This window comes from Modestobacter sp. URMC 112 (genome assembly GCF_053502575.1).
Genome location: NZ_CP199957.1, coordinates 4,091,913 through 4,117,911, shown reverse-complemented (window position 1 = coordinate 4,117,911; position 25,999 = coordinate 4,091,913). Strand labels below are relative to the sequence as shown.

Sequence of the window (25,999 nt, the reverse complement as noted above, 5' to 3'; positions counted from 1 at the left end):
GATGCGCGTCACCCAGCGGATGATGGTCACCAGCAGCCTCGCCGGGCTGAACGGCAACCTGGCTGCGGTCAACCGGATGCAGGAGCAGCTGACCTCCGGCAAGGTGCTCACCCGGCCGTCGGACTCCCCGACCGACACGAACACCGCCATGCAGACCCGGTCCCGCCAGGCGGCGGTCGGCCAGCAGGCGGACAACATCGACGACGCCCGCAGCTGGCTGGCCCAGACGGACGCCACGCTGCAGGGCATGCTCCAGGTCACCCACCGGATCCGGAACCTGACGGTCCAGGGCCTCAACGGCGGAGCGACGTCGGCCTCCTCGGCCTCGGCGATCGCGGCCGAGGTGGCCACGCTCAGGGACAGCCTGCTGAGCATGGCGAACGCCACGGTCCACGGCCGCCCCGTCTTCGGTGGGGTGACCGCCGGGTCGACCGCCTACGACGGGACCACCGGCGCCTACACCGGCATGCTGGGTGCCGACGGCACGCCGGTGCCGGTGACCCGTCGGCTCTCCGACGTCGAGGTCCTCCGGATCGACGTGACCGGGCCCGAGGCCTTCGGCGCGGGGACCGGGAACCTGTTCGGCGTGGTGGCGGACATCGCCGACCACGTGACCAGTGACCCGGCCGCCCTGGCCAACGACCTGACCGCGCTGGACGCCTCGCTCGACCGGATGCTGGTGGCCATCGCCGGGGTGGGCGCCGCTGGTTCCCGGGTGGAGACCGCCCGCACGGTGAACATGGACAGCCAGCTGTCGCTCACCTCGCGGCTGTCGGCCGTCGAGGACGTCGACCTGGCGAAGACGACGATGGAGCTGCAGATGCAGCAGGTGACCTACCAGGCGGCGCTGTCGGTGACCGCCAAGACGCTGCAGCAGTCCCTGGTGGACTTCCTGCGCTGACCGGCCGGGTGGCCGCCGCTCCGGGGCGGCGGTCATCCTGCCGATGAGCACTACACGGCCCACCGCCTCCGGCGGGGGGCTGGAGGGCCCGCGGACCGCGGGTCGTGCCACGGAGGCCGTCACACACCCATGGAGGGGTCAGATCATGCTCACACTCACCCGCAGCGTCGGCGAGAGCATCCGGATCGGCGAGGACATCGAGGTCTACGTCGTCGAGGTCCGCGGAGGCACCGTGCGGCTGGGCTTCAAGGCCCCCCGCGAGGTCGCCATCCACCGCGAAGAGGTCTACAAGCAGATCGCCGAGGCCAACGCGCTCGCCGCCGAGGTGGCGGCCGACGTGGCCGGCGCGCTCGCCGCCTTCGCCCCCGACCCGGCCGACGCGCCCGCCACCACGACTCCCGCCGCGGCACCCGTCGCCACCGCCGCGCCGGCCGCGCCCCCTGTGCCCGCACCCGGGCCCGGTCGGCCGGTCCGGGCCGCGCGTCCGCGCCCGACCGCTGACCAGGCAGTTCCCAAGAACTGACAACGTCAAGGCGAATTGGCCTCAACATCTTCGATTCTCGCCTGCACCACTAGTCACAGGACGGCGAGTCTTGCCGTTGTCGCCGCCGTAGGTGCGCAAACCTTCCCCCACAGCGCGACACCAGGGGGTAGCCACCATGGCACGCAACGCAACTTCGCACCGTCCGGCCGATGCCGGCGACCTGTTCGTCCCCACCGGGGCGGGCGAGACGCTGGTCCTCGACGTCCCGGAGCTCCGGGACGTCGAGGCCACCCGTCCCGTCACCGCGGACGGGGGCGCCGACTCGGTCGTCGTCCACGTGCAGCTGCGGCCCCGCCGCCCCGCCGTCCGCAAGTGTCTGGCCGCGCTGGTGGCGCTGGCCGCCGAGCACGAGTCGGTCGGCTTCGCCCTCTCCGGGCTGAGCAAGGACGACCGGGTGGTCCGGGTCACCGTGGGCATCGACCTCGGCCCGCGCACCGAGGTGGCCAAGTTCTCCGCGGCCGCCCAGGCCGCCTACCGCTTCGTCGACGGCCTGTTCACCGGCCTCTACGACTACATGCCGGTCTATGTCGCCGAGCCCAGCGAGGCCGAGCGCGCGGCCGCCGTCGGCGTGCTGACCGCCGTGGCCACGCCCCGCCCCTTCATCCCCACCCCGCGCCGCGGCGAGCCCTCCGGCCCGGTGGCGGTCCCCGCGTCGGCCGGCCGGCGCACCCAGCTCCTCCCGGCCTGAACGAGGGCCCGGCTGCCCGCCACCGCTCGCGAGCTCGCAGCGGGCCCCTGCGGCGGGGCCGGTCCACCGGGCGCTCCGCGCCACCCCAGCTCACGTCACCACGCCCACCTGCACTTCCCCTCAGGAGGACCGGTGTCCGACCACACCACGCCCATGTCCCTGTCCGCCGTCCCGGCCGCCGCCGACGACCGCGCCCGCCGCGAGCCCCTGGTCTTCGGTGGCCTCACCGAGGCCGAGGGTTGGGAGGCGGCCCCCATCACCTCCCGCGACCGGGTGCACTTCCGGGCCGACCGGGAGCTGCCCCTGGCCACCTTCCGGGCCGCGATGCCGGTCGGGGTCACGGTGACCTACGACGAGGGCGACGGCCTGTACCGGGTCGACGGGCCCTGCGGCTCCGCCGAGGCCCTGGCCGGCGCGGTCCGCGGCTGGTGCGCCGAGCACGGGTACACCACGGTCGGGCTCCGGGCGGAGACCGACGTCCGCCGGCGGGCCCCGCGCGACCTGCCGGCGGCCTTCCTCGACGGCCTGTGCCGGCACTACGCCCGGACCAGCCTCAAGCGGTTGCAGCGGAACATGAGCACCATCCGGCTGCACCTGCCCGACAACGACGACATCGACCAGCAGGTCGCTGAGTGGGTGCTCAAGGCGGTCAGCCAGTACGACGAGTCCAAGGGCGTGCCGTTCGGGGCCTTCCTGGCCACCCAGCTGTCCAAGTGGGTGCACGACCTGGGGCGCAACGCCTACGGCCGGACCGCGGCGGACACGGAGAACAAGCAGCAGAAGGCGGTGGCCGCCTTCACCGCCCAGTACCAGCGGCGGCCCAGCGAGAAGGAGCTCGCCGCCTTCATGGGACAGAGCGTGGCCACCCTGCGCCGCAACTCCCAGACCGTGGCCACCCTCAACGGACTGCGCAACCTGCACTCCCTGGACGGCGGTCCGGACTCGGTCGAGTACGTGGTCCCCGACAGCTCCGAGGTGCCCGACGAGATCATGGGCGAGGCCGAGCAGACGCTGCTGTCGCACGCCCTGACCGCCGCCTGCGCCCCCGACCCGACGGCCCGGCGGGACCAGCGGGCCGCTCAGCCGAACGTGCTGGGCTGGGCCACCTGGTACCTGACCACGTGGGGTGGCAAGACCAAGACCCAGCTGTCGGCCGAGCTGGTCACCTCGGTGCGGAACATGAACGTGCACGCCGACCGGGCCGAGCGCGCCCTCAAGGAGCGGCTCACCGAGCTGGCCGGGTGAAGAGGAAGGACCCCGTCCTCCTCACCCCTCGCAGGCTCGGGGTGAGCCTCTGGACGGGGCCGGCGGTGGGCCCCTGGAAGGGGGCCTGACCCTGCGACGGGCCTGAGGGCCTTGTCCCGCCTGATCGACCGACTCGTCCCCGGGCCGGTCCACCGCACTCGCCGGTGGGCCGGCCTTCGGCGTTCCGGCACGGCGGTGGACGAAAAGTCAGCCGCACTACGGGTCCAGCTGCCCGCCCACCTGCCGATATCCCAGTCGTGACAGTCCCGCCGCGTGCTCCCCGCCCCCCGCGGGGGACCCGGCCCGAGACGGCCCGCGCCGTCCGCCGGACGGCCCGCCGGTGACCGCCGCGCCGCTCGAGGACCCCACCCAGGCCGTCCTGGTCCCGCACTGGCTGGACGCGGTGGACCGGGCCGAGGTGCAGCGCGCCGTCCAGGCCGCGCTCGACGCCCCGCAGGTGCACCCGGTGCTCGCCATCCACCTCGGGGACGTGCTGACCGAGCTGCACGTCGCCGCGGCCCGCGAGCTCGTGTGGCCCTCCCCGGTGCTCCGGGTGCGCCGGGCGACCGGCTGGGCCGAGGACGTCGTCCCGGTGCGGCTCTCCGCCGCCGAGCTGGCCGGGGTGCTCTCCCTGCCCGGGCTGGGCAGGGCCGCGCGGGCTGCGCTGACCGCCGGCCGGAGCGCCTGATGGACGCGCCGTTCGGCGCCCCGGCCGGGCTGCTCCAGCGACTGAGCCGCGCGCAGGTGCGCGCCGGCGACCTCGTCGAGGCGGTCGAGGAGGTGCGCGGCGGCCTGCCGGCGGGACTGCGGCTGGTCGTGGTCGGCGGCGAGTCGCTGATCGTCGAGGAGGGCGGTCGCGGCACCCGCGTCCCCCTGGACCTGCTGGCCGGTGAGATGACCCGGGCGCACGTGCCGGCCACCCGCGAGGGGGTGGCGGCGGCGCTGCGGTCCTGGCTGTCCCGCCGTCCGGTGCCCGACGCCGAGGCCGCCGCAGCCGGGATCGCCGTGCTCGACTGGACCGACGTCACCCAGACCACCCTCGGCTGGCGCGTCGTCCTGGTGCGCGACGGGGTGCCCGTGCCCTGGCGCCCGTCCCGCGCGGCCGCGCCCTCGGCCGTCCACCAGGTCCGGTCCGCCGCGCTCGGCAGGTCCTACGGCGTGACCGGTGAGCTGCTCGTGCAGGGGCCGGTCGCGCTGTGGTCCTCGGCCGACGTGCCGGGATTGGACAGTGCGGTGCTGGTCCGGCCCGAGGAGCTGCTCGAGGAGATCGCCGCGGCGGGGCTGCCGCTGCACGACGGGCACCTCGTCGTCACGCCGCGTCGGCCGGTGGCCTGTGCCGACCCGGGGGCCGCGCGTCGGCTGGCGGCCGAGGCCACCGAGGCCAGCCTGACCCTGCCCTGGCGGGACGTCGCCGACCTCGGCTGGGCCTGACCCCGGCGCTGGGGGCCGGCGTCGGTCCGTCCCGGAGCCGGCTTCGCCTAGCCTGCCGGCCATGCCGGAGACCGATCATCCTCAGCAGGTGCACGCGGACACGCGTGCCTTCCGCGGCGCGTCCTTCCACTACGCCGACCTCAGCGGTGCCACCTTCCGCGACTGCGACATGAGCGGGGTGCGCATCGTCAGCTCGATGGTGGACGGCCTGGTGGTCTCCGGGTTCAGCGGCCGGTCAGGCCGGGTGGTCGTCGACGACGTCGACGTCAGCGCCTTCGTCGCCGGCGAGCTCGACCGGCGCCACCCGGAGCGCGTGCGTCTCCGCGAGGCGAGGACCACGGACGACCTCCGTGCGGTGTGGGCCGACCTCGAGCGCCTCTGGGACGGCACGATCGCCCGCGCCGGGCGGCTGACCGAGGCGACGCTGCAGGAGCGGGTGGACGACGAGTGGTCCTTCGTCGAGACGCTGCGCCACCTCGTCCTGGCAGTCGACTCGTGGGTGGGCGGGTGGCTCCGCGGGGAGGAGGCACCCTTCTCACCGCTCGGCCTGCCACCGACCGACCTGGCGGTCGGGGAGTGGCCGACGATCGGACTCGACCCCGGGGCCCGTCCGTCCTACGCCGAGGCGCTGGCCCTGTTCGCCGACCGGCGTGCCCGGGTGCGCCAGGCCCTCCACGAGGTGACCGACGCCGAGCTCGACGACACCCGGACAGCCGCACCGGTGCCGGCCTGGGGCGAGGAGACGCACTCGGTGCGGACGTGCCTGCGGGTGGTGCTCGAGGAGCACTGCGAGCACCGGCGCTTCGCCGAGCGGGACCTCGCCGTCCTCGCCACCCGCTGAACCGGCCGCCGGGTCAGAGCAGCCGGCCGTACTCCCAGTGCCACGGCTCGGGGTTGGACCCCGACGCCTGCGCCCAGTCAGGGTGCAGCCACCCGTACCGCGCCGCGTGCGCCGTCATCCAGGCCGTCTGCGCCGTCCCGAAGGCGTTGATCCCGCCGCACAGGTCGACGGCCAGCCCCCAGCCGTGGTTGGAGGTCCCGGGCACGGCGGTGATCGCCGGCTTGCGGTGGTGCGCGTCGACCTGGGCGTCCAGCGAGCGGTAGGAGTCGGTGATGCACAGCGGGCTGCCGAACGCCGACTCGTAGGCGGCCGACATGGCGGTGTAGGCCGCTGCGGCGTCGCAGCGCAGCCGGTGCGGGCCGACGCCCAGGGCGCAGAGCTGGTCGCGCGGGATCTCGCCGTTGGCCCAGCCGCCCCAGGCCCCGGAGGTCGCGCCCCCGGCCGGCAGCGGCGGGGCGCTGCAGGCCGCCGGGAGCACCCCGGTCACCGGGAGCGGCGCCGGGCCGGCAGGGGTGAGGGTGACCCGGACGGCGGTGCCCAGGTCGGCCACCTCCCGGACGGCGACCTGGTAGAGGTCGGCAGAGGCGGAGAGCACGCTGCTGCCGCCCAGGTACAGGCCGACGTCGTCGAGGCCGCTGACCGGGTCGGAGGTGAACACCAGGTCGCCCACCTGCAGCTGCCCGGCAGGCACCGGCGTGCCGGTGGACCACAGCGCGGCTGGGGTCCCGGGCAGGCCGAGCCCGGCGTGGGTCCAGGCCGCGGAGACCAGCCCCCCGCAGTCGTAGGCGTCCGGGCCGACCCGGCCGGGCACGTAGGGCTTGCCCAGCTGGGCCAGGCCGGCGCTCACCGCGGCGACGGTCTCCGCGGGCAGCACGGTCACGGTGCGGCCGGCGACGTAGGCGGTGGCCACCCCGGGGACCACGGCGCCGGCGGCGTCGCGCAGCGGCGCCAGCCCGTCGGGCAGCGCGGTCGGGTCGGCCAGCTCGGCCGCCGGCGGCGGGAGGACGCCCGCGGCGGCGAGGTCGGTCAGGCCGGCCTGCCAGGTGCTGACGGCGGCCGCGTTGCGGGCGTGCTGCGCGGGCGAGGTCGGGGCCGTGCCCAGACCGGACCAGCCGGCGGTGAGGCTGGGGTCGAGCTCGCCGACGAGCTCCCGGACGTCGGCCAGCACCGCGGCGGCCTCCTCCCGGGCGGCCGCGGCGGCGGCCCGGGCGGTGGTGGCCTGGTCGGTGTACTCCGCCGCGCGCAGCGAGGACAGCGCGGCGCGCCCGACCTCGCGGTCCCGCCGTTCGGTGAGCTGCTCGGCCAGGCCCTGGGCGTGCAGCACGTCCACGGTGCCGCCCGGGTGCTGCAGGGACAGTGCGGCCAGCGGCCAGCGCTCGGTCGTGCTGCGCCGGTAGGCGACCGTGGCGTACTCGCCGACGGCCTGCCGGTCGACCTCGCTCTCGGCGCGGGCCTGCGCCGCGGCGTCCTCGGCCTGCCGGGCGGCGGCGTCGGCGCGGTCGGCGTCGGCCAGCGCCGCGCGGTAGCGGGCGGCCTGCTCGGCCACGGTGCTCGCGGCGGCCTGCGGGCTGGAGGTGGGGTCGGCAGGCAGCACCAGCTGGGCCTCGGTGGGCGGCTGGGCGAAGGCGGCGAGCACCCCCGCCAGCGCCAGGGTGGCGCCGCTGACCACGGCGATCCGCGACCACCAGGACGGTCCGGTACGCGGCGCGCGGGTGGGACGGCGGACCGGCTGCCGACCCGTCGGGCGCGTGGCGCGGGGGCGGGGAGCACCCGTGCGGGGAGTGCTGGTGCGGGGGGTGCCGGTGCGAGGGGTGCCGATGCGGGGCGCGGTCGGGCGGCCGGCGGACCGGACACGGGTCCGCGGCGCGGCTGCCTGCGCGCGTGCTGCGGGCACGTTGGTTCCCCCTGCGGACTCGTCGAGACGACCGGCCGGCTGCCGGGTGGCAGTGGCTCCGGGGATCTGATCGACGGTCCGGCGGGGGGAGTGGAGGAGGTGCACGCCCGGGGGCGGGCGAGTTCACCCCTTCGGGGGAGTGGGAGGCGGGACGAGACGAGGCCCCGCCGTCCGGCCGGACGGCGAGGCCTCGTGAGGTGCTGGAGCGGCCCCTCTGCAGGGTCCCGCCGCGAGCTTGCGAGTGGTGGGGGGCAGAGGGGTCCTTCTCCTGTCAGTGGCGCTGGTCCATCGGGACGAAGGCGCGCTCGGCGGGGCCGGTGTAGACCTGCCGCGGGCGGCCGATCTTGGTGGCCGGGTCGGCGATCATCTCGCGCCACTGGGCGATCCACCCGGGCAGCCGGCCCAGGGCGAAGAGCACGGTGAACATCCGGGTCGGGAAGCCCATCGCCCGGTAGATCAGCCCGGTGTAGAAGTCGACGTTCGGGTAGAGCTTGCGCTCGACGAAGTAGTCGTCGGAGAGGGCGATCTCCTCCAGCTGCCGGGCCAGGTCGAGCAGCTGGTTGTTGCCGCCGAGCTTGTCCAGCACCGTGTCGGCGGTGGCCTTCACGATCGCCGCGCGGGGGTCGTAGTTCTTGTAGACGCGGTGGCCGAAGCCCATCAGCTTGACGCCGGGCTCCTTGTCCTTGACCCGGGCGACGAAGCGGGGGATGTCGCCGCCGTCCTTCTGGATGGCCTCCAGCATCTCCAGCACCGACTGGTTGGCCCCGCCGTGCAGCGGCCCGAACAGCGCGTTGATGCCGGCCGACACGGAGGCGAACATGTTGGCCTGCGAGGAGCCGACCAGCCGCACCGTGGACGTCGAGCAGTTCTGCTCGTGGTCGGCGTGCAGGACGAAGAGCATGTCCAGCGCCTTGACCAGCTCGGGGTCGGCCTCGTACGGCTCCGCGGGGAACCCGAAGGTCATCCGCAGGAAGTTCTCCACCAGGCCGAGGGAGTTGTCCGGGTAGAGGAACGGCTGCCCGACGGACTTCTTGTAGGCGTAGGCCGCGATCGTGGGCAGTTTGGCCAGCAGCCGCCGCGTGGAGATCTCCACCTGTCGCTGGTCGAAGGGGTCCAGCGAGTCCTGGTAGAAGGTGGACAGCGCGCTGACCGCCGACGAGAGCACCGGCATCGGGTGGGCGTCCCGCGGGAAGCCGTTGAAGAACTGCTTGAGGTCCTCGTGCAGCAGGGTGTGCCGGCGGATGCCCCGGTCGAACTCCGCCAGCTGGTCGGCGGTCGGGAGCTCGCCGTAGATCAGCAGGTAGGAGACCTCGAGGAAGCTCGCCTTGCCGGCCAGCTCGTCGATCGGGTACCCGCGGTACCGGAGGATCCCCGCGTCACCGTCGATGTAGGTGATCTCCGACGTGCAGGAGGCCGTGTTCACGAAGCCGATGTCCAGGGCGACCTTGCCGGTGGTGGCCAGGAGCTTGCTGGTGTCGACGCCCTCGGACCCCTCGGTGGAGGGGATGACCCGCAAGGGGAGTTCGCCGCCGGGGTAGCGCAGGGCTACGTCTGGGGTGCTCGCTGTCTCGCTCATCGTGGGGGCACGCTACCCAGTGGGCGGCCACCGGGAACAGGTGCCTCGCCCGGTGCCTCGCCCGGTGCGGCGGCCCGGTGCCGCCCGGTGCGGCCGGGTCAGGCCGGGGCGGGGACGGCCGGTGCGGCGGCCGGCTCGCCGAGCGGGACCCAGCTGGGGGAGCCGACCAGCCGCTCCAGCCAGTCCAGCGCCTCCGTGGACAGCGGGAGCTCGCCGGTCACCCGGGGGACGGCGTCCCGCGGGACCTGGCTCTCCACGCGGATCTCCCCGCAGTCCTCGGGGGTCTGCCCGAGCCCGGCGAGCAGGTCCACCAGGACGGCGGAACTCCGCGAACCGGCCACGTCGTCGTCGGCCACGAACGGCAGGCTGACCGCGAGCCGGGGGTGGGCCGCCGCCAGGTCGAGCAGCCGTGACGTCCGGGCCGGGTCGCCCTCCCATCCCGGCTGGATGCGCACGGTGAGGTGCCGGCCGAGGTCGCGGTGGGCCAGCGCGAACACGTCGGCCCGCAGGTCCTCGTCGTCCAGGTGCTCGACCGGGCCCAGCGCGGACAGCGGGTCCGGGCTCGCGGCGTCCGGGCCGTTGGCGAACGTGAACAGCACCGCTCCGTAGCGCGCGTCCTCCACGGCGTCGCCCAGCTCGGCCACGTCGGCGGCCGAGGCCGTCCGCGCCCGGGCGTAGAGGGCCTCCAGGGCGGCGGTCCACGCGGGCCCGGAGTGGGCCGCGGCGACGGCGGCCTGCACCTCGGCCCCGCGCCGGGCCCGCAGGTCGGGGTCGGCCACGAGGGAGCGCAGCGTCCGGACGTACTGTTCCCGGGTCGTCGCGCGCGGCTGGTCGAGCAGCCCGGGCATGCCCGCCTGGTACACGCCGAGCAGGTCGTCGTCCGGGAGGTCGGTGAGGGCCAGCGTCGGCAGGCCGGTGAGGGCCGCCTCCAGGACCGAGGTGCCCGCGCGGGTCGGGTAGGACTCGAGGTACACGTCCGCGGCGGCGTAGTAGGGCGCGGGGTCGGGCACCGCGCCCAGGGCGCGCAACCGGCCGGGGTACCGGGCGGCGAGCCGCGCCCAGGGCCCGGCGGGGGGCGCGCCCACGAGCAGGACGACGAGCTGGGGGCACCAGGTGAGGGCCCGGTCGAGGACGGAGTCCATCCCCCGGCCGAACAGCGGGGCCAGCTTGTTGGCGGCGGCGACGGTCAGCCCGACGACGGCGTCCTCGGGCAGGCCGAGGCTGCGGCGCACGTCGGCCCGGGGCGCGGGCGAGGGGAGGGCGTCGATGGGCAGCGGGAGCAGTGCCGAGCGCGCGGCGGGGACGCCGCGGAGCTCGGTGGACAGCCGCTGGCCGAACGGGCGGAAGCTGCTGACGACGTCGGCTGCCCCGGCGCCGAGCCAGAACGCGTGGTCGGCGTGGTCCTCCAGGACGACCGGTGGCCGGGTGCCCGGCAGGTTGACCGCGGCGAGGGCCACGGCGTCGTAGGGGTGCACGTGCAGGACCACGAGGTCCGCCCGGTCGATCAGCGCGCGGAGCGCGGTCGCCCGGCCCAGCAGGGTGGCCGAGTCGGGCCGGAGGTCGTGCACCCGTCCTCCCGAGGCGGCGACCGTCGCGGCGAGCTCGTCGGGCACCGGGCCGGCGTGGTTGGTCAGGGCGACGTCGCTGCGGCGGGGGTCCCGGGAGATCCAGCGCCAGGCGAGCCGGGTGTGCCCGCCGACCGAGTAGGCCTCGGACAGGACGTGCAGGACGCGTCCGGACGACCGGCCGCCGTCGACGGTGGCCGGTTCCCCGCCCTGGGCCGTCGTGACGACCAGCCGCTCGAGCGACGGGTCGCAGAGCAGGCCGGTCGGCGCCCGCCAGGCGTAGTTGGCCGCCACGGTCGCCCCGCGGAGCACCCGCTCGACGTCCCCCTCGGCCGCGGCGCGCTCGACCACCTCGAGCAGCCGTCCGTACCGGACGCGGTTCTCGGTGAGCACCCGCAGGACGTGGGCCGGGGGACGGTGCACAGGGGCCTCCAGGACGCCGGAGGGGGGCCGTCCCCCTCTGGGCTCCGGCTCGAGACATCGGCACCCCGGGCCGCCGCTGTGACCGGTGACGGTCAGGGCCGGAAGGAGCGCACGGCCTCGACGACCACGTCCTGGTCCGCCGGCGTGAGCGCGGGCCCCATCGGCAGGCTGAGGACCTCGCGGGCCAGCGCGTCGGCGACCGGCAGGTGCAGCCCGGCCAGCGGGGTGCCGGCGAAGGCGGCCTGGCGGTGCGGCGGGACCGGGTAGTGCACCGCGGTCTCCACCCCTGCAGCGGCCAGGTGCTCGCGCAGCCGGTCCCGGTGCGCCGTGCGGACGACGTACTGGTGCCAGACCGGCGTGGCCCACGGGGCCACCTCGGGGAGGCCCAGCCCCAGGCCGGCCAGGCCCTGGGTGTACCGGCCGGCCACCGCGGCCCGGCGGGCGTTGTGCTCGGCCAGCCGGCGGAGCTTCACCGACAGCAGTGCGGCCTGCACCTCGTCGAGCCTGCTGTTCCAGCCGACCTCGTCGTGCCGGTACTTCTCGGTCGACCCGTAGTTGCGCAGCGAGCGCAACCGGCGGGCCGTCTCCGGGTCCGAGGTGGTCACGGCGCCGCCGTCGCCGAGGGCGCCCAGGTTCTTGCCCGGGTAGAAGCTCCAGGCCGTCGCCGAGGTCAGTCCGCCGACCGGCCGGCCGCGGAGCCGGGCGCCGTGCGCCTGGGCCGCGTCGTCGAGGACCACGAGGCCGTGCGCGGCGGCCAGGCGCAGCACCGGCTCCAGGTCCACCGGGTGGCCGTAGAGGTGCACGGGCAGCACCGCCCGGGTCCGCGGGGTGACCGCTGCGGCCAGCGCGTCGGCGTCCCAGTCGGCGTTGGCCGACCGCACGTCCACGGGGACCGGCACCGCGCCCACGTGCACGACGGCCAGCCAGGTCGCGATGAAGGTGTGCGAGGGCACCAGCACCTCGTCCCCCGGACCGACGCCCAGGGCGCGCAGCCCCAGGGACAGCGCCTCCAGGCCGTTCCCGACCCCCACCGCGCAGCGGGCGCCGACCTCGGCCGCCCAGGACTCCTCGAACGCGGACAGCTCGGGGCCGAGCAGCACCCGGCCGCTGCGGACGACGCGCAGCGCGGCGTCCTCGAGCTCGGGCATCAGCTCCTCGTGCACCTCCCGCAGGTCCAGGACCGGGATGCGCGCGGCGACCGCGCCGCTCACCGGGGCAGTCCCGGCAGTGGGGCCTCGCCCGCCGCCTCGGCCGCCCGGCGGGCGACGAGGAACTCGTCGTAGTCGCGGAAGTAGTCGTCCTCGGAGTAGACCTGGCTGGCCATCACCAGCGAGACGCTGCCGGACGAGAAGTTGCCGAGCTCCCGCCAGGTGTAGGGCGGCAGGTAGAGCCCGTAGTAGGAGCGGTTGAGGTGGAAGCGCGCCGTCTCGGTGCCGTCGTCGACGACGACGTCGAAGCTGCCGGCCACCGCCACGATCAGCTGCTGCAGCCCCCGGTGCGCGTGACCGCCCCGCGACTCGCCGCCCGGGACGTCGTAGAGGTAGTAGACCCGGGCGATGTCGAAGGGCACCTGCGCGCCGCCCTCGAGGAAGGTCAGGTTGCCCCGCGGGTCGGTGATCCGCGGCAGGTCGACGATCCGGCAGCCCGCTCCTCTGCCCTCCGGGCGCGGGTTCCAGTCCGTGGCGCGCCGGCCCGGCACGAGTGAGCGACGGTGGGGAGGGGTCACCCCTCGGTCATCGGCAGGAGCCCCGTCCCACCGGACCCGGGACCCCGGGTGCGGTGGGGCTGGGACGGACGGGGGAGGAGGTGCTCCCGTTCCGCCGCCTCCCCCCGCCGGCCGCGGAGGTCGTGGATGGTGGGGCCGTGCACGAGACGACCACCCTGTCCCGGACGGTGTCCCTGGACCGCGGCAGCCACCCGGCGCTGGCGGACCTGGCCGACGCCCTGCGGACCGGCCACCGGTTCGCCGCGGACATCGTCGACCGATCCGCCCTGCTCTTCGGGGAACGCTGGGCCGACGAGTTCGAGCTGGTCCTCGGCGCGGTGTTCCCCACCCGCGAGGCGGTCGCCGCCGCAGCCCAGGGGTACGCCGCTTTCGCCCTCCGGTCGATGCGCCTGCAGGCGGAGTTCGTGTCCGAGGGCCGGTACCGGCCCAGGACCCACGCCGAGGCGGCCGAGGAGGTCTACCTCGACGAGCAGCACATGATGGGGGAGTACCTCCCCGGCCTGCTGCTCTCGCACTTCCTCTGGCCGCACCACCACCGCCAGCTCCGGTTCTTCGAGACCGCCTTCGTCGACGCCATGCGGGTGGCCGGCGCCACCTCCTTCGTGGAGGTCGGCACCGGGACCGGGCTGTACTCCGGCCTGCTGCTGCGCCGGCTGCCGCAGGTGCGCGGGACCGGCTTCGACATCAGCCCGTCCTCCCAGCGGTTCACCGGGGCGCTGCTCGACGCACTGGGGGTCGGCGACCGGTACGAGGTGCAGCTGCGCGACGTCGCCGAGGAGCCGCCGGGGCGCACGACCGAGTGGCTGGTGTGCGTCGAGGTGCTCGAGCACCTGGAGGACCCGGTCGCCTTCCTCCGCGCCCTGCGCGCGACGGTGGGCCCGGGCGGCAGGGCGTTCGTCACGGCCGCGGTCAACGCCGCGCACGCCGACCACATCCACCTCTACCGGTCCGCCGACGAGGTGCTGGAGCACCTGGTCGCGGCCGGGTTCACGCTGGAGCAGTCGTTCGTCGGCGCCGCCTACGAAGCCCCCGCACCCGGCGTGCCGGTCCCGCAGGCCGCCGCCTTCATCGTCTACTGACCCGATGCCGCACGCCACCACCGTCGACGACTGGGTGCTCCGGGGGGAGTTCGTCACCCTGCGCCCGCTCCGGGTCACCGATGCCGAGCTCACCCTCGGCTGGCGCCGTGCCCAGCGGGCGCGCTTCCTCAACGCCGGCGCCGAGACCGTCGAGCAGCAGGCCGGCTGGATCGCCGCGCGCCCGGCCGACGAGCACAACTTCGTCATCGAGCTCGCCGACGCCCGACCCGTCGGCATGGTGTCCCTGATCGGGGTCGACCCGGTGAACCGGCACGGCGAGCCGGCCCGGTTCCTGATCGGCGACGAGGCCGCGGTGCAGGGGGTCCCGGCCGCGGTCGAGGCCACGAAGCTGCTCTACGGGCTGGCCTTCGACGAGCTGGACCTGGTCCGGCTGTGCGGCATCGTCGCCGCCGAGAACACCCTGATGGTCAAGTGGCAGAAGTTCCTGGGCATGCGGGAAGAGGGTCGCCTGCGCGACCACCTCTTCCTGGACGGGCGGTTCCAGGACGCGGTCTTCCTCGGCCTTCTGGTCGCGGACTACCGGACGACGACCCTGCCCCGCATGAACGCCCTCATCGCCGCTGCCCGCGGCCGGTGAACGACCTCACGAAGGACATCCCCATGTTGGACCGCAGTGCCGTCCAGGACATCGTCCTGCACGCCCTGGAGACCCTCAACGACGAGCGCGACCCGGGCGACGAGCTCGTGGTCGGCCCGCAGACGCGGCTGTTCGGAGCCGACGCCGAACTCGACTCGCTCTCCCTGGTGTCGGTCATCGTCGACGTGGAGGAGGCGGTCTCGACCGCCTCCGGCCGCGCCATCGCGCTGACCGACGACCGGGCCATGAGCCAGGAGGTCTCGCCCTTCACCGACGTCGACGCGCTGACCAGCTACGTGGTCCAGTTGCTCGCCGAGCCGGCATGAGCGCGACCGGCTCGACCTACGAGGGCAAGCTGACCCTGGTCACCGGCAGCCGGCGCGGCGTCGGGCGCATGATCGCCGAGCACGTGCTGGCCCACGGCGGGCGCGTCGCGGGCTTCGCGCGGGGCGAGTCGACGATCGACCACCCGGACTACACGCACGTCCAGGTGGACGTCGCCGACCCGGCGTCGGTGCAGCGCGGCTTCGCCGACCTGAAGAAGGTCGCCGACGCGGTGCACATCGTGGTCAACAACGCCGCGGTGCTCACCTCGCAGTACGCCATGATCATGCCGCCGGCCGCCGCCTCGGCCATGGTGAACACGAACCTGCTCGGCGCCTTCATGGTCTCCCGGGAGGCCGCGAAGATGATGCGCCGGACGAAGTGGGGCCGGATCGTCAACATCGGCTCGATGGCCGTGGGTCTGGAACCGATCGGCGACTCGCTGTACGCCGCCACCAAGGCCGGTCTGTCCACGATGGGCAACGTGATGGCGCGGGAGTTCGCGCCCCTGAACGTCACCTGCAACACCCTCGCGGTCAGCGCCATCGCCACCGACATGCTCGCCCAGCTGCCGCAGGACAAGATCGCCGAGGTCGTCGCCGGCCTCCCGCTCCCGCGCTACGCCGAGCCCGACGACATCTTCAACGTGCTGGACTTCCTCGCCTCCGAGCGCAGCTCGTACGTCACCGCGCAGACGATCTACCTGGGCGGGGTGAACTGAGGTGCGGTCGGGGGACGCGACCGTCGTCGGCAACTGGGGCGGCGGCGCCATCTGGCGCGTCACCAGCGGCGCCTTCCCGTCCAACGCCTACTTCTGCGCGGCCGACGTCCCCGGCGGTGGGGTGCTGGTGGACCCCGGGCTGGACGCGCCGGCGATCGACGCCGCCCTGTCCGCGCACGGGCTGCGGCCGCACCAGGTCCTCTGCACGCACGGCCACTTCGACCACGTCGGTGGCGCGGCGCACTTCCAGCAGCGGTACGGCTGCGAGGTCTTCCTGCACCGGGCCGACGAGCGTGTGATGCGGCGCTCGAACTTCCTGTTGATGGCGCTGAAGATCCCGACCCGGGTCACGGCTGCCGATGTCACCTTCGTGGACGACGGCTTCTGCACCGACATCGCCGGGCAGCCCCTGCGCTTCCTCCCCGCGCCCGGCCACACGCCCGGTTCCTGCGTGCTCGAACTGGGCAGCGCCTGGTTCACCGGCGACACGCTCTACCGCCGGGGCGTGGGCCTGAACCGGCTCCCCGGCGAGGACCAGGACACGCTGCGCAGCACCGTCCTGCGCCTGTGGCCGGAGCTGACCGCCGAGCGCACGCTGTACCCGGGCCACGGCGAGCCGGCCGACGGGGAGACGGTCCGCACGCACAACGACGCCCTGGCCGCGTTCCTCGGACTCGTCGCCCCGTGAGCGCCGCCCCCACCGCGCCGATCACCATCTCCGGCGTCGGTCACCACCTGCCCGACGGCGTCGAGGACAACGAGACGCTGTGCCGCAACCTCGACGTGACCCCGGAGTGGGTCGTGGAGAAGACCGGGATCGAGCAGCGGTACATCGCCGGTCCCGACGACACCGCCTCCTCCTACGCCGTGGCCGCGGCCCAGCGGGCGCTGGCGATGGCCGGCGTCCCGGCGTCCGAGGTCGACCTCATCGTGGCCTGCACCTTCTCCGGGGACTACGTGTTCCCGCCGCTGTCGGCCGTGGTGCAGCGCGAGCTGCAGGCCGGGTCCGCGCAGGTGTTCGACGTCCAGGCCAACTGCACCGGGTTCGTCACCGGCCTGACCGTCGCCTCGGACCGGATGAAGGTGGACCCGACGGTCCGGCACGCGCTGGTCATCGGGGTGGAGCTGAACTCCCGCTACGTCGACCGCAGCGACGTCAACTCCGCCATCTACCTCAGCGACGGCGCGGGCGCCGCGCTGCTGAGCCGCGCCGACGACCCGGCCGCCGGGATCCAGGCATCCGCCTTCCACACCGACAGCTCCAGCTACGAGGCGGTCCGCATGCGCGGGGGCGGATCGAGCTTCCGGGCCCCGGGACGCCCGTACGACGCCGCGGTCGACCAGATGGAGATGAACGGCATCGCGACCTGGAAGCAGGCGATCACCCACCTGCCCCGGGTCGTGCGCGCCGCCTGCGCGAAGAGCGACGTCGACCTGGCCTCGGTCGACCTGCTGCTGTTCCACCAGGCCAACCTGCGCATGATCGAGTACGTCGTCCGCAAGCTCGGCTTCGACCTGTCCCGGACGTTCACCAACGTGGCCCGGGTCGGGAACACCGGCGCGGCCTCGCTGGCGATCGCCCTGAGCGAGGCCGTCGAGCGCGGTCTGCTGCGCAACGGCGACACGGTGGTCCTGGCCGCCGTCGGAGCCGGCTTCAACTTCGGCGCGTCGGTGTGGCGCTGGCAGCTGCCGGCACCCGTGGGGGTCTGATCGTGTTCACCGACTTCGCGGCCATCGGCGTCGGCGACACCCGCTCGCTGGTCCGGACGATCACCGAGGCCGACGTCCGCCGCTTCGTCGACATGACCGGCGACGACAACCCGCTGCACGTGGACCCCGCCTACGCGGAGACGACGGCGTTCAAGGACGTCGTGGTGCACGGCATGCTCGGGGCCTCGTTCCTCTCCACGGTGATCGGCACCCAGCTGCCTGGCACCGGCGCGCTGTGGGTCTCGCAGAACCTGGAGTTCCTGCTCCCGGTCCGGCTCGGCGACGAGCTCACGGTCAGCGCCACCGTCGTCGGCAAGCACGACCGCGACCGTCTGCTGGACCTCGACACCCGCATCGTCAACCAGAACCAGCAGTTGGTGCTCACCGGCCAGGGGCGGGTCAAGGTCCTCGCCACCGCGGCACCGGCCACGGCTCCCGCGGCGGAGGGGAGGGCGGAGGTCGCCATCGTCACCGGCGGGGCCGGCGGCATCGGCCGGGCCGTGTGCCGCCGGCTGGCCGCCGACGGCTTCGGCGTGGTCGTCAACTACCACCAGCGGGCCGACCGCGCCGCGGACCTCGTCGCCGAGATCACCGGAGCGCAGGGGCGCGCGATCGCGGTGCGGGCCGACGTCGCCACCGACGCCGGCGCGCAGGCGCTGCACCGGGCCGCCGTCGGGAAGTTCGGCGCCGTCGGCGTGCTGGTCAACAACGCCTCGCCGCGGATCAACCCGAAGCCGCTGGCCGCGCTGGAGTGGGCCGACGTCCAGGCCCAGCTCGACGTGCAGGTCAAGGGGGCCCTGGCCATGACGCGGGCGGTCGCCCCGGGGATGGGCGAGCGCGGCTGGGGTCGCATCGTCAACGTCACCTCCCAGGTCCTCGATGGGCCCCCGTCGGTGACCTGGACCGGCTACGCCATGGCGAAGGGCGCGCTCGCCGTGTTCTCCCGGTACATGGCGGCCGAGCTCGGACCGCGGGGCATCACGGTCAACTGCGTGGCCCCGGGCATGACCGAGACCGCGCTCATCGGCGACATCTCCGAGAAGGCGCAGCTGATGGCCGCCCGGCAGACCCCGCTCCGGCGACTGGCCCGGCCGGCCGACGTCGCGGCCGCGGTGGCCTACCTGGTGTCCGAGGACGCGGACTTCGTCACCGGCGACACCCTCGCCGTCAACGGCGGATCGGTCATGCGATGAGCGCCGCGGCTGCTCCTGCCGACCCGCGGGCCGTGCTGGCCGCGGACACCAGCACCCTGACCCAGCTGCTGCGGGCCATCGCGGCGCTGGAGCAGGAGCCGCAGGAGCGGACCGTCCGGGTCGGGGTGTCCGCGTCGGCGACCGTCGACCTGCTCGGCACCTACCTGCGCCGGCACGGGCTGCTGGCCGGGACCCGGGTGGAGGTCGTCCCCGGCAACTTCGACGACCCGATCGGCGACATGACCCGGTTCCGCGAGGCCGGCGTCGGCCACGTGGTGCTGCTGCCCCTGTTCGACGCCCTGCTCCCGGCGCTGGAGGCGCGGCTGCCGACCCTCTCGCCCGGCGCCGTCGACGCCCTCGAGGACGGTCTCCGGTCCCGCTACCGGGTCGCGTTCGAGCAGGCACGGGAGCTGGACACCGTGTTCGTCGGCACCTTCCACCGCCTCGGCCGCCCCGCCGACCTCGGCGGCCGGGACGCCGTGGGCACCGTCCTGGAGCGGTTCGACGCCGCGCTCCGCGAGGAGGCGGCCGGGTTCTCCAACACCCGGCTGGTCGACACCGAGGACGTGCTCCGCACGGTGGGCCGCGACGCAGCCGTCGACGACCGCTTCTACTTCCGCGGCCGGGCGCCCTACACCGGTGCCTACCTCGACGAGCTCGCCCGCCGGGTCACCGCCGGCGCGCGCGGCTTCGGTGCGCGCTTCCCCAAGGTCCTGGTGCTCGACTGCGACAACACCCTGTGGGGCGGCGTGGTCGGGGAGGACTCGCCTGCCGGCATCCGCCTCGGTCCGCACGAGCACCCCGGCAACGTCTTCTGGCGGGTCCAGCACCAGATCGCCGCCCTGCGGCACTCCGGCGTGCTGCTGGCCCTGTGCAGCAAGAACAACCCCGAGGACGTCGACGAGGTGCTGCGCGACCACCCCGAGATGGTGCTGCGGGACGAGGACTTCGTCGCCCGACGGGTCGACTGGGCGGACAAGCCGGCCAACCTCCGGGCGATCGCCGACGAGCTCGGCGTGGGCCTGGACAGCCTGGTGTTCCTCGACGACTCGCCGTTCGAGTGCGAGGCCGTGCGCCGGCAGCTGCCGATGGTGACCACCGTGCAGGTGCCGGCGACCCTCTCGGACTACCCGCGCGTGCTCGAGCAGGTCGCCGAGCTGTTCGTGGCCGCCGGCGTGACCGCCGAGAGCCGGGACAAGACCGAGCAGTACCGGCAGCGCGCCCGCGCCCAGGAGCTGCAGGCCCGGTCGGTGGACCACGAGACCTACCTGGCGTCCCTGCAGCTCACCGTGCAGCTGCGCCGCGACGTCCGCGCCGACGCGGCCCGGGTCAGCGAGCTGTCCCAGAAGTCCAACCAGTTCAACCTGACCACGCGGCGCTACGGCGTCGCCGAGGTGGAGCGTCTGGTCGACAGCCCGGCGCACGCCGTCTACTCCCTCGTGGTCGGCGACACCTTCGGCTCGGCCGGGCTGACCGGCGCGGCCGTGGTCCGCCACGACGGGGAGAGGGCGCACGTCGAGGCCTTCTTCCTCAGCTGCCGGGTGCTCGGCCGCGGCGTGGAGACCGCCGTCTGGCCGCGGATCGTGGACGACGCGGTGGCCTCGGGCTGCAGCGAACTGCACGCGGACTTCGTCCCCACCGCCAGGAACGCCCAGGTGTCGGACTTCTACGACCGTCTGGGTCTCCGCGTCGCCGCGGAGTCCGAGGACGGCTCCCGGTCGTACCGCATCGGTACGGCCGACTTCACCCCTGACCCTCCTGCATGGATCGAGATGAGCTCCGTTGGATGAACAGGCCCTCCGCGACGTCGTGGCCACCGTGCTGGACGTGGACCCCGCCAGCATCGGTCCCGACAGCAGCATGGACACCGTGCCCAGCTGGGACTCGCTGCGCCACCTCACCCTCGTGCTCGCGCTCGAGGAGGAGTTCGGGGTGCAGGTCCCGGACGAGGACGCCGGCTCCATCACGTCCTACCCGCTGATCAGGCTGGTGCTGGACGAGCTGCTCTCCGCGAGGGCCTGAGCCCGCCGTGGAGTGGTTGATCGAGCGGTTCGGCAGCGCTCCGGACCGCGTCGCCTTCGTGCACGAGGGCCGGGCGGTGAGCTACGGCGAGGTCGTCGCGACGGTCGACGAGCTCGGCGGCCGGCTGCGCGAGGCGGGGATCGGGGCCGGCGACACGGTCGCGGTGGTGGGTGACTACTCGCCCGAGGTGTTCTGCGTGCTGCTGGCCCTGGCCCGGCACCGGTGCACCGCCATCCCGCTGACCCGGAGCTCGGTCGTCGAGGAGTCGGTCGCGCTGGGCGTCTCGGGCTGCGACTGGTACGTCCGGTTCGACGACGCCGGCGCGCTGGCCGACATCGAGCACCGCGGCCTGCGCAGCGACAACCCGCTGCTGGCCGGGCTCCGCAGCCGGCAGGCACCCGGCCTGGTGCTCTTCTCCTCGGGGACCTCGGGCGCGCCGAAGGGCATGCTGCACGACCTGGACCGGGTGGCGGAGAAGTTCCGTCGGCCGCGCGCCGCGGTGGTCGCCATCCCCTTCCTGATGATGGACCACTTCGGGGGCATCAACACGCTGCTGGCGATCACCGCCAGTCTCGGCACGGTGGTCACGGTCGCCGACCGCTCGGTCAGCTCGATCTGCGCCGCCATCGCCCGCCACCGGGTGCAGCTGCTGCCGGCCACCCCGTCGTTCCTGACGCTGCTGATGGCGTCGAACGCGCACCGGGAGCACGACCTGTCGTCGCTGACCCGGATCACCTACGGCACCGAGGTCATGCCGCAGGCCACGCTGGACCGGGTGCGGCGGGCCTTCCCGGGCGTGGTCCTCCAGCAGACCTACGGCCTGTCCGAGGTCGGGGTGCTGCGCTCGGAGTCACGCGACGACGGATCGCTGTGGATGCGCATCGGCGGGGAGGGCTTCCAGACCCGGGTGGTGGACGGGGTGCTGCACATCAGGTCGGACTACGCGATGGTCGGCTACCTGAACGCGCCGCCGGCCTTCGACGCCGAGGGCTGGTTCGACACCCACGACGAGGTCGAGGTGGACGGCGAGTGGTTCCGCGTCCTCGGCCGGGTGACCGACCTGATCAACGTCGGCGGGCAGAAGGTGTACCCGGCCGAGGTGGAGGAGGTCGTGCTCGGCGCGGAGAACGTGCAGGACGTCGCCGTCTCCGGACAGCCGCACGCCCTGCTGGGCCAGATCGTGGTGGCCACCGTCGTCCTGGACCGGCCCGAGCCGGTGGAGAGCGTGAAGAAGCGGGTCCGCCGGACCTGCTCGGGCCGGCTGGCGGGCTACAAGGTCCCGGTGAAGGTGCTGCTGTCCGACGGCCCCCTGCACAGCTCACGGCAGAAAAAGATCCGCCGCTCCTGACGGCGTCCGCCGGCCGGGGGCGCGCGCCCCCGGCCGCCGGGCCTACGGGTGGGTCATGGAGAGGACGTCGAGAGCGGCGTCGAGCTGCTCCTCGGTGAGCTTCCCCTGCTCCACGTACCCGCGCTCGACCACGACCTGGCGGATCGTCTTCTGCTCCTTGAGCGACTGCTTGGCGACGACGGCCGCCTCCTCGTAGCCGATGTACTTGTTCAGCGGCGTCACGATCGACGGCGAGGACTCGGCCAGCTCCCGGCAGCGCTCGACGTTGGCGGTGATGCCGTCGACGCAGCGGTCGGCGAGCAGCCGGCTGACGTTGGCCAGCAGCCGGATCGACTCGAGCACGTTGCGGGCCATCAGCGGCAGGGTCACGTTGAGCTCGAAGACGCCGGTGGTGCCGGCGTAGGTGACGGCCGCGTCGTTGCCGATGACCTGGGCGCCGACCTGGATGACCGCCTCCGGGATGACCGGGTTGACCTTGCCCGGCATGATCGAGCTGCCCGGCTGGAGGTCGGGCAGGGCGATCTCGCCGAGGCCGGTGCGCGGGCCGGAGCCCATCCACCGCAGGTCGTTCACGATCTTGATCAGCCCGACGGCGATCGTCTTCAGCTGGCCGGAGCCCTCGACCAGGGCGTCCCGCGAGCTCTGCGCCTCGAAGTGGTCGCGGGCCTCGGACAGCGGCAGGTCCAGCTCGGCGGCCAGCTTCTCGATGATGGCTGCGGCGAACCCCGGCGGGGTGTTGATGCCGGTGCCGACCGCGGTCCCGCCCAGTGGCAGCTCGCCGATCCGGGGCAGGGAGGCCTCGAGCCGCTCGACGCCGTACCGGACGGCCGCGGCGTAGCCGCCGAACTCCTGGCCCAGGGTGACCGGCGTGGCGTCCATCAGGTGCGTGCGGCCGCTCTTGACGACCGTGGCGAACTCCTCGGCCTTGCGGACGAGCGAGGCCTCCAGGTACCGCAGCGCCGGGATCAGGTCACGCACGATCGCCCGGGTGGCGGCGACGTGGATGGCCGAGGGGAACACGTCGTTGGACGACTGCGAGGCGTTGACGTGGTCGTTGGGGTGGACGGCGGTGCCCGAGGCCTCGGTGGCCAGCGTCGCGATGACCTCGTTGGTGTTCATGTTGCTCGACGTCCCCGAACCGGTCTGGAAGACGTCGATCGGGAAGTGGTCGTCCCAGTCGCCGCGCGCCACCGTGGCGGCCGCCTCGGCGATGGCCGAGGCCACGTCGCCGTCCAGCACGCCGAGGTCGGCGTTGACCCGCGCTGCCCCGCCCTTGATGGCCGCCAGGGCGCCGATCAGCTCGCGCTCGATCGGTGTGCCGGAGATGGGGAAGTTCTCCACCGCCCGCTGGGTCTGGGCCCGCCACTTGGCCCACGCCGGGACCCGCACCTCCCCCATGGAGTCGTGCTCAATGCGGTACTCCCCGCCGTCGGTCTCGGTGGCCACGCTGCGCTCCCGTGTGCTGGTGTCGTTGGTGGAGGTGCTCCGGGAGCGACCCTAGACACCCGGGGGACCGGGGGGCCGGCGACCTCGCCCGCTCCGTCCCGGTCCCGGCCGCCCGCGTCGGCGCGGACCGCGCCGCCCGGACGCCGCTAGGGTCGAGGGCCATGAGCCAGGACCGTGCCGAGGACGCCGGCGAGGGACCGGTTGCCGGCTCCCTCCCCGCCCCGCCGTCGCGCCCGCCGGTCATCCGCGCCTCGGACGCCGACCGCGAGGCGGCCGTCGGGCGCCTGCAGTCCGCGGTGGGGGAGGGACGCATCGACCTCGACGAGTTCGGCCAGCGGGTGGACGCCGCCTACGCGGCCGTGACCACCGCCGAACTCGACCGGCTGCTGGCCGACCTGCCCTCCGACCCGGTCGAGATCGTCGGCGAGATGGTGCTCGAGTCCGAACCGGTGACCACCGTCTTCGGCGACGTGAAGCTCACCGTCACCACCGGCGTGCCGCGGCGGGCCAGCACGGTGTTCGGCGACGTCCGGATCGACCTGCGCGGCCTGCGCACCGCCGAGGACACCGTGTACCTGCAGCTGAGCTCGTTCTTCGGCGACGTCGAGGTGATCGTCAGCGAGGGGGTGGCCGCGCACCTGGGCGGCTGGACCTGCTTCGGCAGCCGGAAGACCCAGCTCGCCGCGGTGCCCCGGCTGCCGGGCACGCCGCGGGTCGTCGTCCGCGGCTGGACGTTCTTCGGCGACCTCAGGCTGCGCAGCCTGGCACCGGGGGAGTCGGCCAGCCGGTGGCGTGCGGTGATGGACCGGCTGGCCCAACGCCGGCAGCTCCCCCCGCCGCCCGCCTGAGCCGCCGGACTACACGTCCGGTTCGTCGTCCTGACCGAGCGGGACGGTGGAGTACTGGCGGAGCTTCTCCAGCGAGTGCAGGCTCTCGATCGAGCGGATCGTGCCCGACTTGGACCGCATGACCAGCGACTGGGTGGTGCAGCCGCCGGAGGTGTACTGGACGCCGCGCAGCAGCTCGCCGCTGGTGATGCCGGTGGCCACGAAGAAGACGTCCCCGCGCACCAGGTCCCCGATGTCCAGCACCCGGTCCAGGTCGTGGCCGGCCTCCAGGGCCTTCTGCCGCTCCTCGTCGTTGCGCGGCATCAGCCGGCCCTGCAGGGCCCCGCCCATGCACTTGAGCGCGCAGGCGGTGATGATCCCCTCCGGGGTGCCGCCGATGCCCATCAGCAGGTCGACGCCGGTGCCCTCGCGGGCCGCGGCGATGGCGCCGGCGACGTCGCCGTCGGTGATGAACTTGATCCGTGCGCCGGCCTCGCGGACCTGGCGCACCAGGTCCTCGTGCCGGGGGCGGTCCAGGATGCAGACGGTGACCCCGGCGACGGAGCTCCGCTTGGCCTTCGCCACCCGGCGGATGTTCTCCGCGACCGGGGCGGTGATGTCGATGACGTCGGCTGCCGCGGGACCCGTGGCGATCTTGTCCATGTAGAAGACGGCGGACGGGTCGTACATCGCGCCGCGGCCGGCGACCGCCAGGACGGCGATGGCGTTGGGCATGCCCTTGGCCATCAGCGTGGTGCCGTCGACCGGGTCCACGGCGACGTCGCACTCGGGTCCGGTCCCGTCCCCGACCTGCTCGCCGTTGTAGAGCATGGGGGCCTCGTCCTTCTCGCCCTCCCCGATGACGACGACGCCCTTCATGGAGACCGTGCCGATCAGCGCGCGCATCGCGTCGACCGCGGCGCCGTCCCCACCGTTCTTGTCGCCCCGGCCGACCCACAGGCCCGCGGACATCGCGCCGGCCTCGGTGACCCGGACCAGCTCCATCGCCAGGTTCCGGTCCGGCGCCGGCCGGCCACCGGAGGCCCCCGACGGGCGGGCAGCGGTGCCGACCGACAGTGGGCTGTCGGGCAGGGGCAGCGACACGGGTCCTCCTCGGGCGACCACCGGCCGACGCTGGCCGACGGGGTGGGGGATCAGTGCTGCGATCCTAGGGGGCATGACCGAACCCGGCCCGCGCGGTCACCGTCCCGACGAGCAGCCCGCGACGGCGGCCGCTGCCGGCCCGGCGTCCCCCGAGGGCCCGCCGCCGCTGTCCCCGGCCGACATCCGGGCGGCGAAGTTCACCACGGCGAACATGGTCCGCTCCCTCCTGCCGCTGACCGCGCTGATCCTGGTCATCGTGGGGGTCACCGCGCTGCGGCAGAACCCCGAGGACCCGGTGCGCGAGGTGGACACCGGGCCGTCGGTCGCGCTGGCCGCCGAGCGGGCGGGCTACCCGATGCTCGTGCCGCAGGGCCTGCCCGACCAGTGGCGTCCCACCAGCGTGCGCACCGACGCCGTCGACGGCGCCCCCGGCGACCCGGTGACCCTGGAGATCGGCTGGTACACCCCGGAGGAGGAGTACGCCGGCTACGTGATCAGCGACGGCCAGGAGGTCGCCCCGCTGGACGACGTGCTGGAGGACTCGACCGAGGCCGGGACGGCGGACGTCGAGGGCGTGGCCTGGGAGCGGCGCACCACCGAGCGCGGGGAGACCGCGCTGACCCGCACCGAGGGCGACGCCGTCCTGCTGGTCACCGGCTCGGCCCCGGACGAGGAACTGGAGACCCTGGCGGCCGCCGTCCGCCCCTATGAGGCGCCCTGACGCCCGGGCCGCGGCGTGCCTTTTCGGGCCTAAGCCCGCGTGCTCTTCCGGGCTCGAGCCCGCGTTACTTTC

At 74.3% G+C, this 25,999-nt stretch carries 26 protein-coding genes; 19 read left to right on the top strand and 7 right to left on the bottom strand.

From position 1 onward, the window contains the following. The first annotated feature begins 1 nt into the window (after position 1). From ACWIX6_RS19605 to ACWIX6_RS19575, 7 genes are all read left to right on the top strand, one after another. Positions 2 to 901: a flagellin N-terminal helical domain-containing protein gene (locus ACWIX6_RS19605; protein ID WP_448614113.1), complete on the top strand. Its 900-nt coding sequence runs from the start codon at positions 2 to 4 to the stop codon at positions 899 to 901. 145 nt (positions 902 to 1,046) lie between these two features. Continuing rightward, complete coding sequence (gene csrA, locus ACWIX6_RS19600; protein WP_448614112.1) at positions 1,047 to 1,424, top strand: carbon storage regulator CsrA; 378 nt, start codon at positions 1,047 to 1,049, stop codon at positions 1,422 to 1,424. 136 nt (positions 1,425 to 1,560) lie between these two features. Next, positions 1,561 to 2,133, top strand: a complete 573-nt coding sequence (locus ACWIX6_RS19595; protein WP_448614111.1) for a hypothetical protein — start codon at positions 1,561 to 1,563, stop codon at positions 2,131 to 2,133. A 132-nt stretch (positions 2,134 to 2,265) separates the two neighbouring features. Continuing rightward, positions 2,266 to 3,378: a flagellar biosynthesis protein FliA gene (locus ACWIX6_RS19590; protein WP_448614110.1), complete on the top strand. Its 1,113-nt coding sequence runs from the start codon at positions 2,266 to 2,268 to the stop codon at positions 3,376 to 3,378. 340 nt (positions 3,379 to 3,718) lie between these two features. Beyond that, entirely contained in the window at positions 3,719 to 4,066 is a 348-nt protein-coding gene (locus ACWIX6_RS19585; RefSeq protein ID WP_448614109.1) for a hypothetical protein, read from the top strand. After that, a complete protein-coding gene (locus ACWIX6_RS19580; RefSeq protein ID WP_448614108.1) occupies positions 4,066 to 4,809 on the top strand; it encodes a hypothetical protein in 744 nt (247 codons plus the stop codon). Before ACWIX6_RS19585 ends, ACWIX6_RS19580 begins: the two co-directional genes overlap by 1 nt. Positions 4,810 to 4,897: 88 nt before the next feature. Continuing rightward, positions 4,898 to 5,650, top strand: a complete 753-nt coding sequence (locus tag ACWIX6_RS19575; protein ID WP_448614107.1) for a DinB family protein — start codon at positions 4,898 to 4,900, stop codon at positions 5,648 to 5,650. A gap of 13 nt (positions 5,651 to 5,663) precedes the next feature. Here ACWIX6_RS19575 and ACWIX6_RS19570 read toward each other — a convergent pair whose 3' ends face one another. The 5 genes from ACWIX6_RS19570 to ACWIX6_RS19550 form a co-directional block, all read right to left on the bottom strand. Further along, the gene (locus tag ACWIX6_RS19570) at positions 5,664 to 7,319 is read right to left on the bottom strand and encodes a D-alanyl-D-alanine carboxypeptidase family protein (protein WP_448614106.1); all 1,656 of its coding nucleotides are present in this window, start codon (positions 7,317 to 7,319) and stop codon (positions 5,664 to 5,666) included. A 496-nt stretch (positions 7,320 to 7,815) separates the two neighbouring features. Continuing rightward, on the bottom strand, positions 7,816 to 9,120 hold the full coding sequence (locus tag ACWIX6_RS19565; protein ID WP_448614105.1) for a citrate synthase: 1,305 nt from the start codon (positions 9,118 to 9,120) through the stop codon (positions 7,816 to 7,818). A gap of 98 nt (positions 9,121 to 9,218) precedes the next feature. Continuing rightward, positions 9,219 to 11,108 carry a hypothetical protein gene (locus ACWIX6_RS19560; RefSeq protein ID WP_448614104.1) on the bottom strand — a complete coding sequence of 630 codons (1,890 nt, stop codon included), beginning with the start codon at positions 11,106 to 11,108 and terminating at the stop codon, positions 9,219 to 9,221. A gap of 92 nt (positions 11,109 to 11,200) precedes the next feature. After that, positions 11,201 to 12,319 (bottom strand): DegT/DnrJ/EryC1/StrS family aminotransferase, encoded by a 1,119-nt coding sequence (locus ACWIX6_RS19555; RefSeq protein ID WP_448614103.1) that lies wholly within the window; start codon positions 12,317 to 12,319, stop codon positions 11,201 to 11,203. Further along, positions 12,316 to 12,807: a sugar 3,4-ketoisomerase gene (locus ACWIX6_RS19550; protein WP_448614102.1), complete on the bottom strand. Its 492-nt coding sequence runs from the start codon at positions 12,805 to 12,807 to the stop codon at positions 12,316 to 12,318. The genes ACWIX6_RS19555 and ACWIX6_RS19550 overlap by 4 nt, the downstream gene beginning before the upstream one ends. Before the next feature lie 164 nt (positions 12,808 to 12,971). Here ACWIX6_RS19550 and ACWIX6_RS19545 point away from each other — a divergent pair, with 164 nt between their 5' ends. The 10 genes from ACWIX6_RS19545 to ACWIX6_RS19500 are packed head-to-tail and all read left to right on the top strand — an operon-like array spanning position 12,972 to position 21,829. Further along, entirely contained in the window at positions 12,972 to 13,913 is a 942-nt protein-coding gene (locus ACWIX6_RS19545) for an SAM-dependent methyltransferase (protein ID WP_448614101.1), read from the top strand. A gap of 4 nt (positions 13,914 to 13,917) precedes the next feature. Beyond that, a complete protein-coding gene (locus tag ACWIX6_RS19540) occupies positions 13,918 to 14,511 on the top strand; it encodes a GNAT family N-acetyltransferase (RefSeq protein ID WP_448614100.1) in 594 nt (197 codons plus the stop codon). A gap of 23 nt (positions 14,512 to 14,534) precedes the next feature. Next, positions 14,535 to 14,837 (top strand): hypothetical protein, encoded by a 303-nt coding sequence (locus tag ACWIX6_RS19535; RefSeq protein ID WP_448614099.1) that lies wholly within the window; start codon positions 14,535 to 14,537, stop codon positions 14,835 to 14,837. After that, positions 14,834 to 15,556, top strand: coding sequence for an SDR family NAD(P)-dependent oxidoreductase (locus ACWIX6_RS19530; RefSeq protein WP_448614098.1), 723 nt, complete (start codon positions 14,834 to 14,836; stop codon positions 15,554 to 15,556). The genes ACWIX6_RS19535 and ACWIX6_RS19530 overlap by 4 nt, the downstream gene beginning before the upstream one ends. A 1-nt stretch (position 15,557) precedes the next feature. Beyond that, positions 15,558 to 16,244 (top strand): MBL fold metallo-hydrolase, encoded by a 687-nt coding sequence (locus tag ACWIX6_RS19525; protein ID WP_448614097.1) that lies wholly within the window; start codon positions 15,558 to 15,560, stop codon positions 16,242 to 16,244. Next, the gene (locus tag ACWIX6_RS19520) at positions 16,241 to 17,266 is read left to right on the top strand and encodes a 3-oxoacyl-ACP synthase III family protein (RefSeq protein ID WP_448614096.1); all 1,026 of its coding nucleotides are present in this window, start codon (positions 16,241 to 16,243) and stop codon (positions 17,264 to 17,266) included. Before ACWIX6_RS19525 ends, ACWIX6_RS19520 begins: the two co-directional genes overlap by 4 nt. Before the next feature lie 2 nt (positions 17,267 to 17,268). Then, positions 17,269 to 18,459, top strand: coding sequence for an SDR family oxidoreductase (locus tag ACWIX6_RS19515; RefSeq protein ID WP_448614095.1), 1,191 nt, complete (start codon positions 17,269 to 17,271; stop codon positions 18,457 to 18,459). Further along, positions 18,456 to 20,249, top strand: coding sequence for an HAD-IIIC family phosphatase (locus ACWIX6_RS19510; RefSeq protein ID WP_448614094.1), 1,794 nt, complete (start codon positions 18,456 to 18,458; stop codon positions 20,247 to 20,249). The genes ACWIX6_RS19515 and ACWIX6_RS19510 overlap by 4 nt, the downstream gene beginning before the upstream one ends. Then, positions 20,242 to 20,481, top strand: a complete 240-nt coding sequence (locus tag ACWIX6_RS19505) for an acyl carrier protein (protein ID WP_448614093.1) — start codon at positions 20,242 to 20,244, stop codon at positions 20,479 to 20,481. Before ACWIX6_RS19510 ends, ACWIX6_RS19505 begins: the two co-directional genes overlap by 8 nt. 7 nt (positions 20,482 to 20,488) lie before the next feature. Beyond that, entirely contained in the window at positions 20,489 to 21,829 is a 1,341-nt protein-coding gene (locus ACWIX6_RS19500; protein WP_448614092.1) for a class I adenylate-forming enzyme family protein, read from the top strand. Between the two features lie 42 nt (positions 21,830 to 21,871). On the opposite strand, the gene ACWIX6_RS19495 is transcribed toward ACWIX6_RS19500, so the two are convergent. Continuing rightward, a complete protein-coding gene (locus ACWIX6_RS19495) occupies positions 21,872 to 23,275 on the bottom strand; it encodes a class II fumarate hydratase (protein WP_448614091.1) in 1,404 nt (467 codons plus the stop codon). Positions 23,276 to 23,436: 161 nt separating this feature from the next. Here ACWIX6_RS19495 and ACWIX6_RS19490 point away from each other — a divergent pair, with 161 nt between their 5' ends. Further along, positions 23,437 to 24,123 carry a DUF1707 domain-containing protein gene (locus ACWIX6_RS19490; protein WP_448614090.1) on the top strand — a complete coding sequence of 229 codons (687 nt, stop codon included), beginning with the start codon at positions 23,437 to 23,439 and terminating at the stop codon, positions 24,121 to 24,123. Positions 24,124 to 24,132: 9 nt separating this feature from the next. On the opposite strand, the gene glpX is transcribed toward ACWIX6_RS19490, so the two are convergent. Beyond that, positions 24,133 to 25,206 (bottom strand): class II fructose-bisphosphatase, encoded by a 1,074-nt coding sequence (gene glpX, locus ACWIX6_RS19485; RefSeq protein ID WP_448614089.1) that lies wholly within the window; start codon positions 25,204 to 25,206, stop codon positions 24,133 to 24,135. A gap of 73 nt (positions 25,207 to 25,279) precedes the next feature. On the opposite strand from glpX, the gene ACWIX6_RS19480 reads away from it, so the two are divergent. Beyond that, a complete protein-coding gene (locus tag ACWIX6_RS19480; protein WP_448614088.1) occupies positions 25,280 to 25,927 on the top strand; it encodes a DUF4245 domain-containing protein in 648 nt (215 codons plus the stop codon). Positions 25,928 to 25,999: the final 72 nt, after the last annotated feature.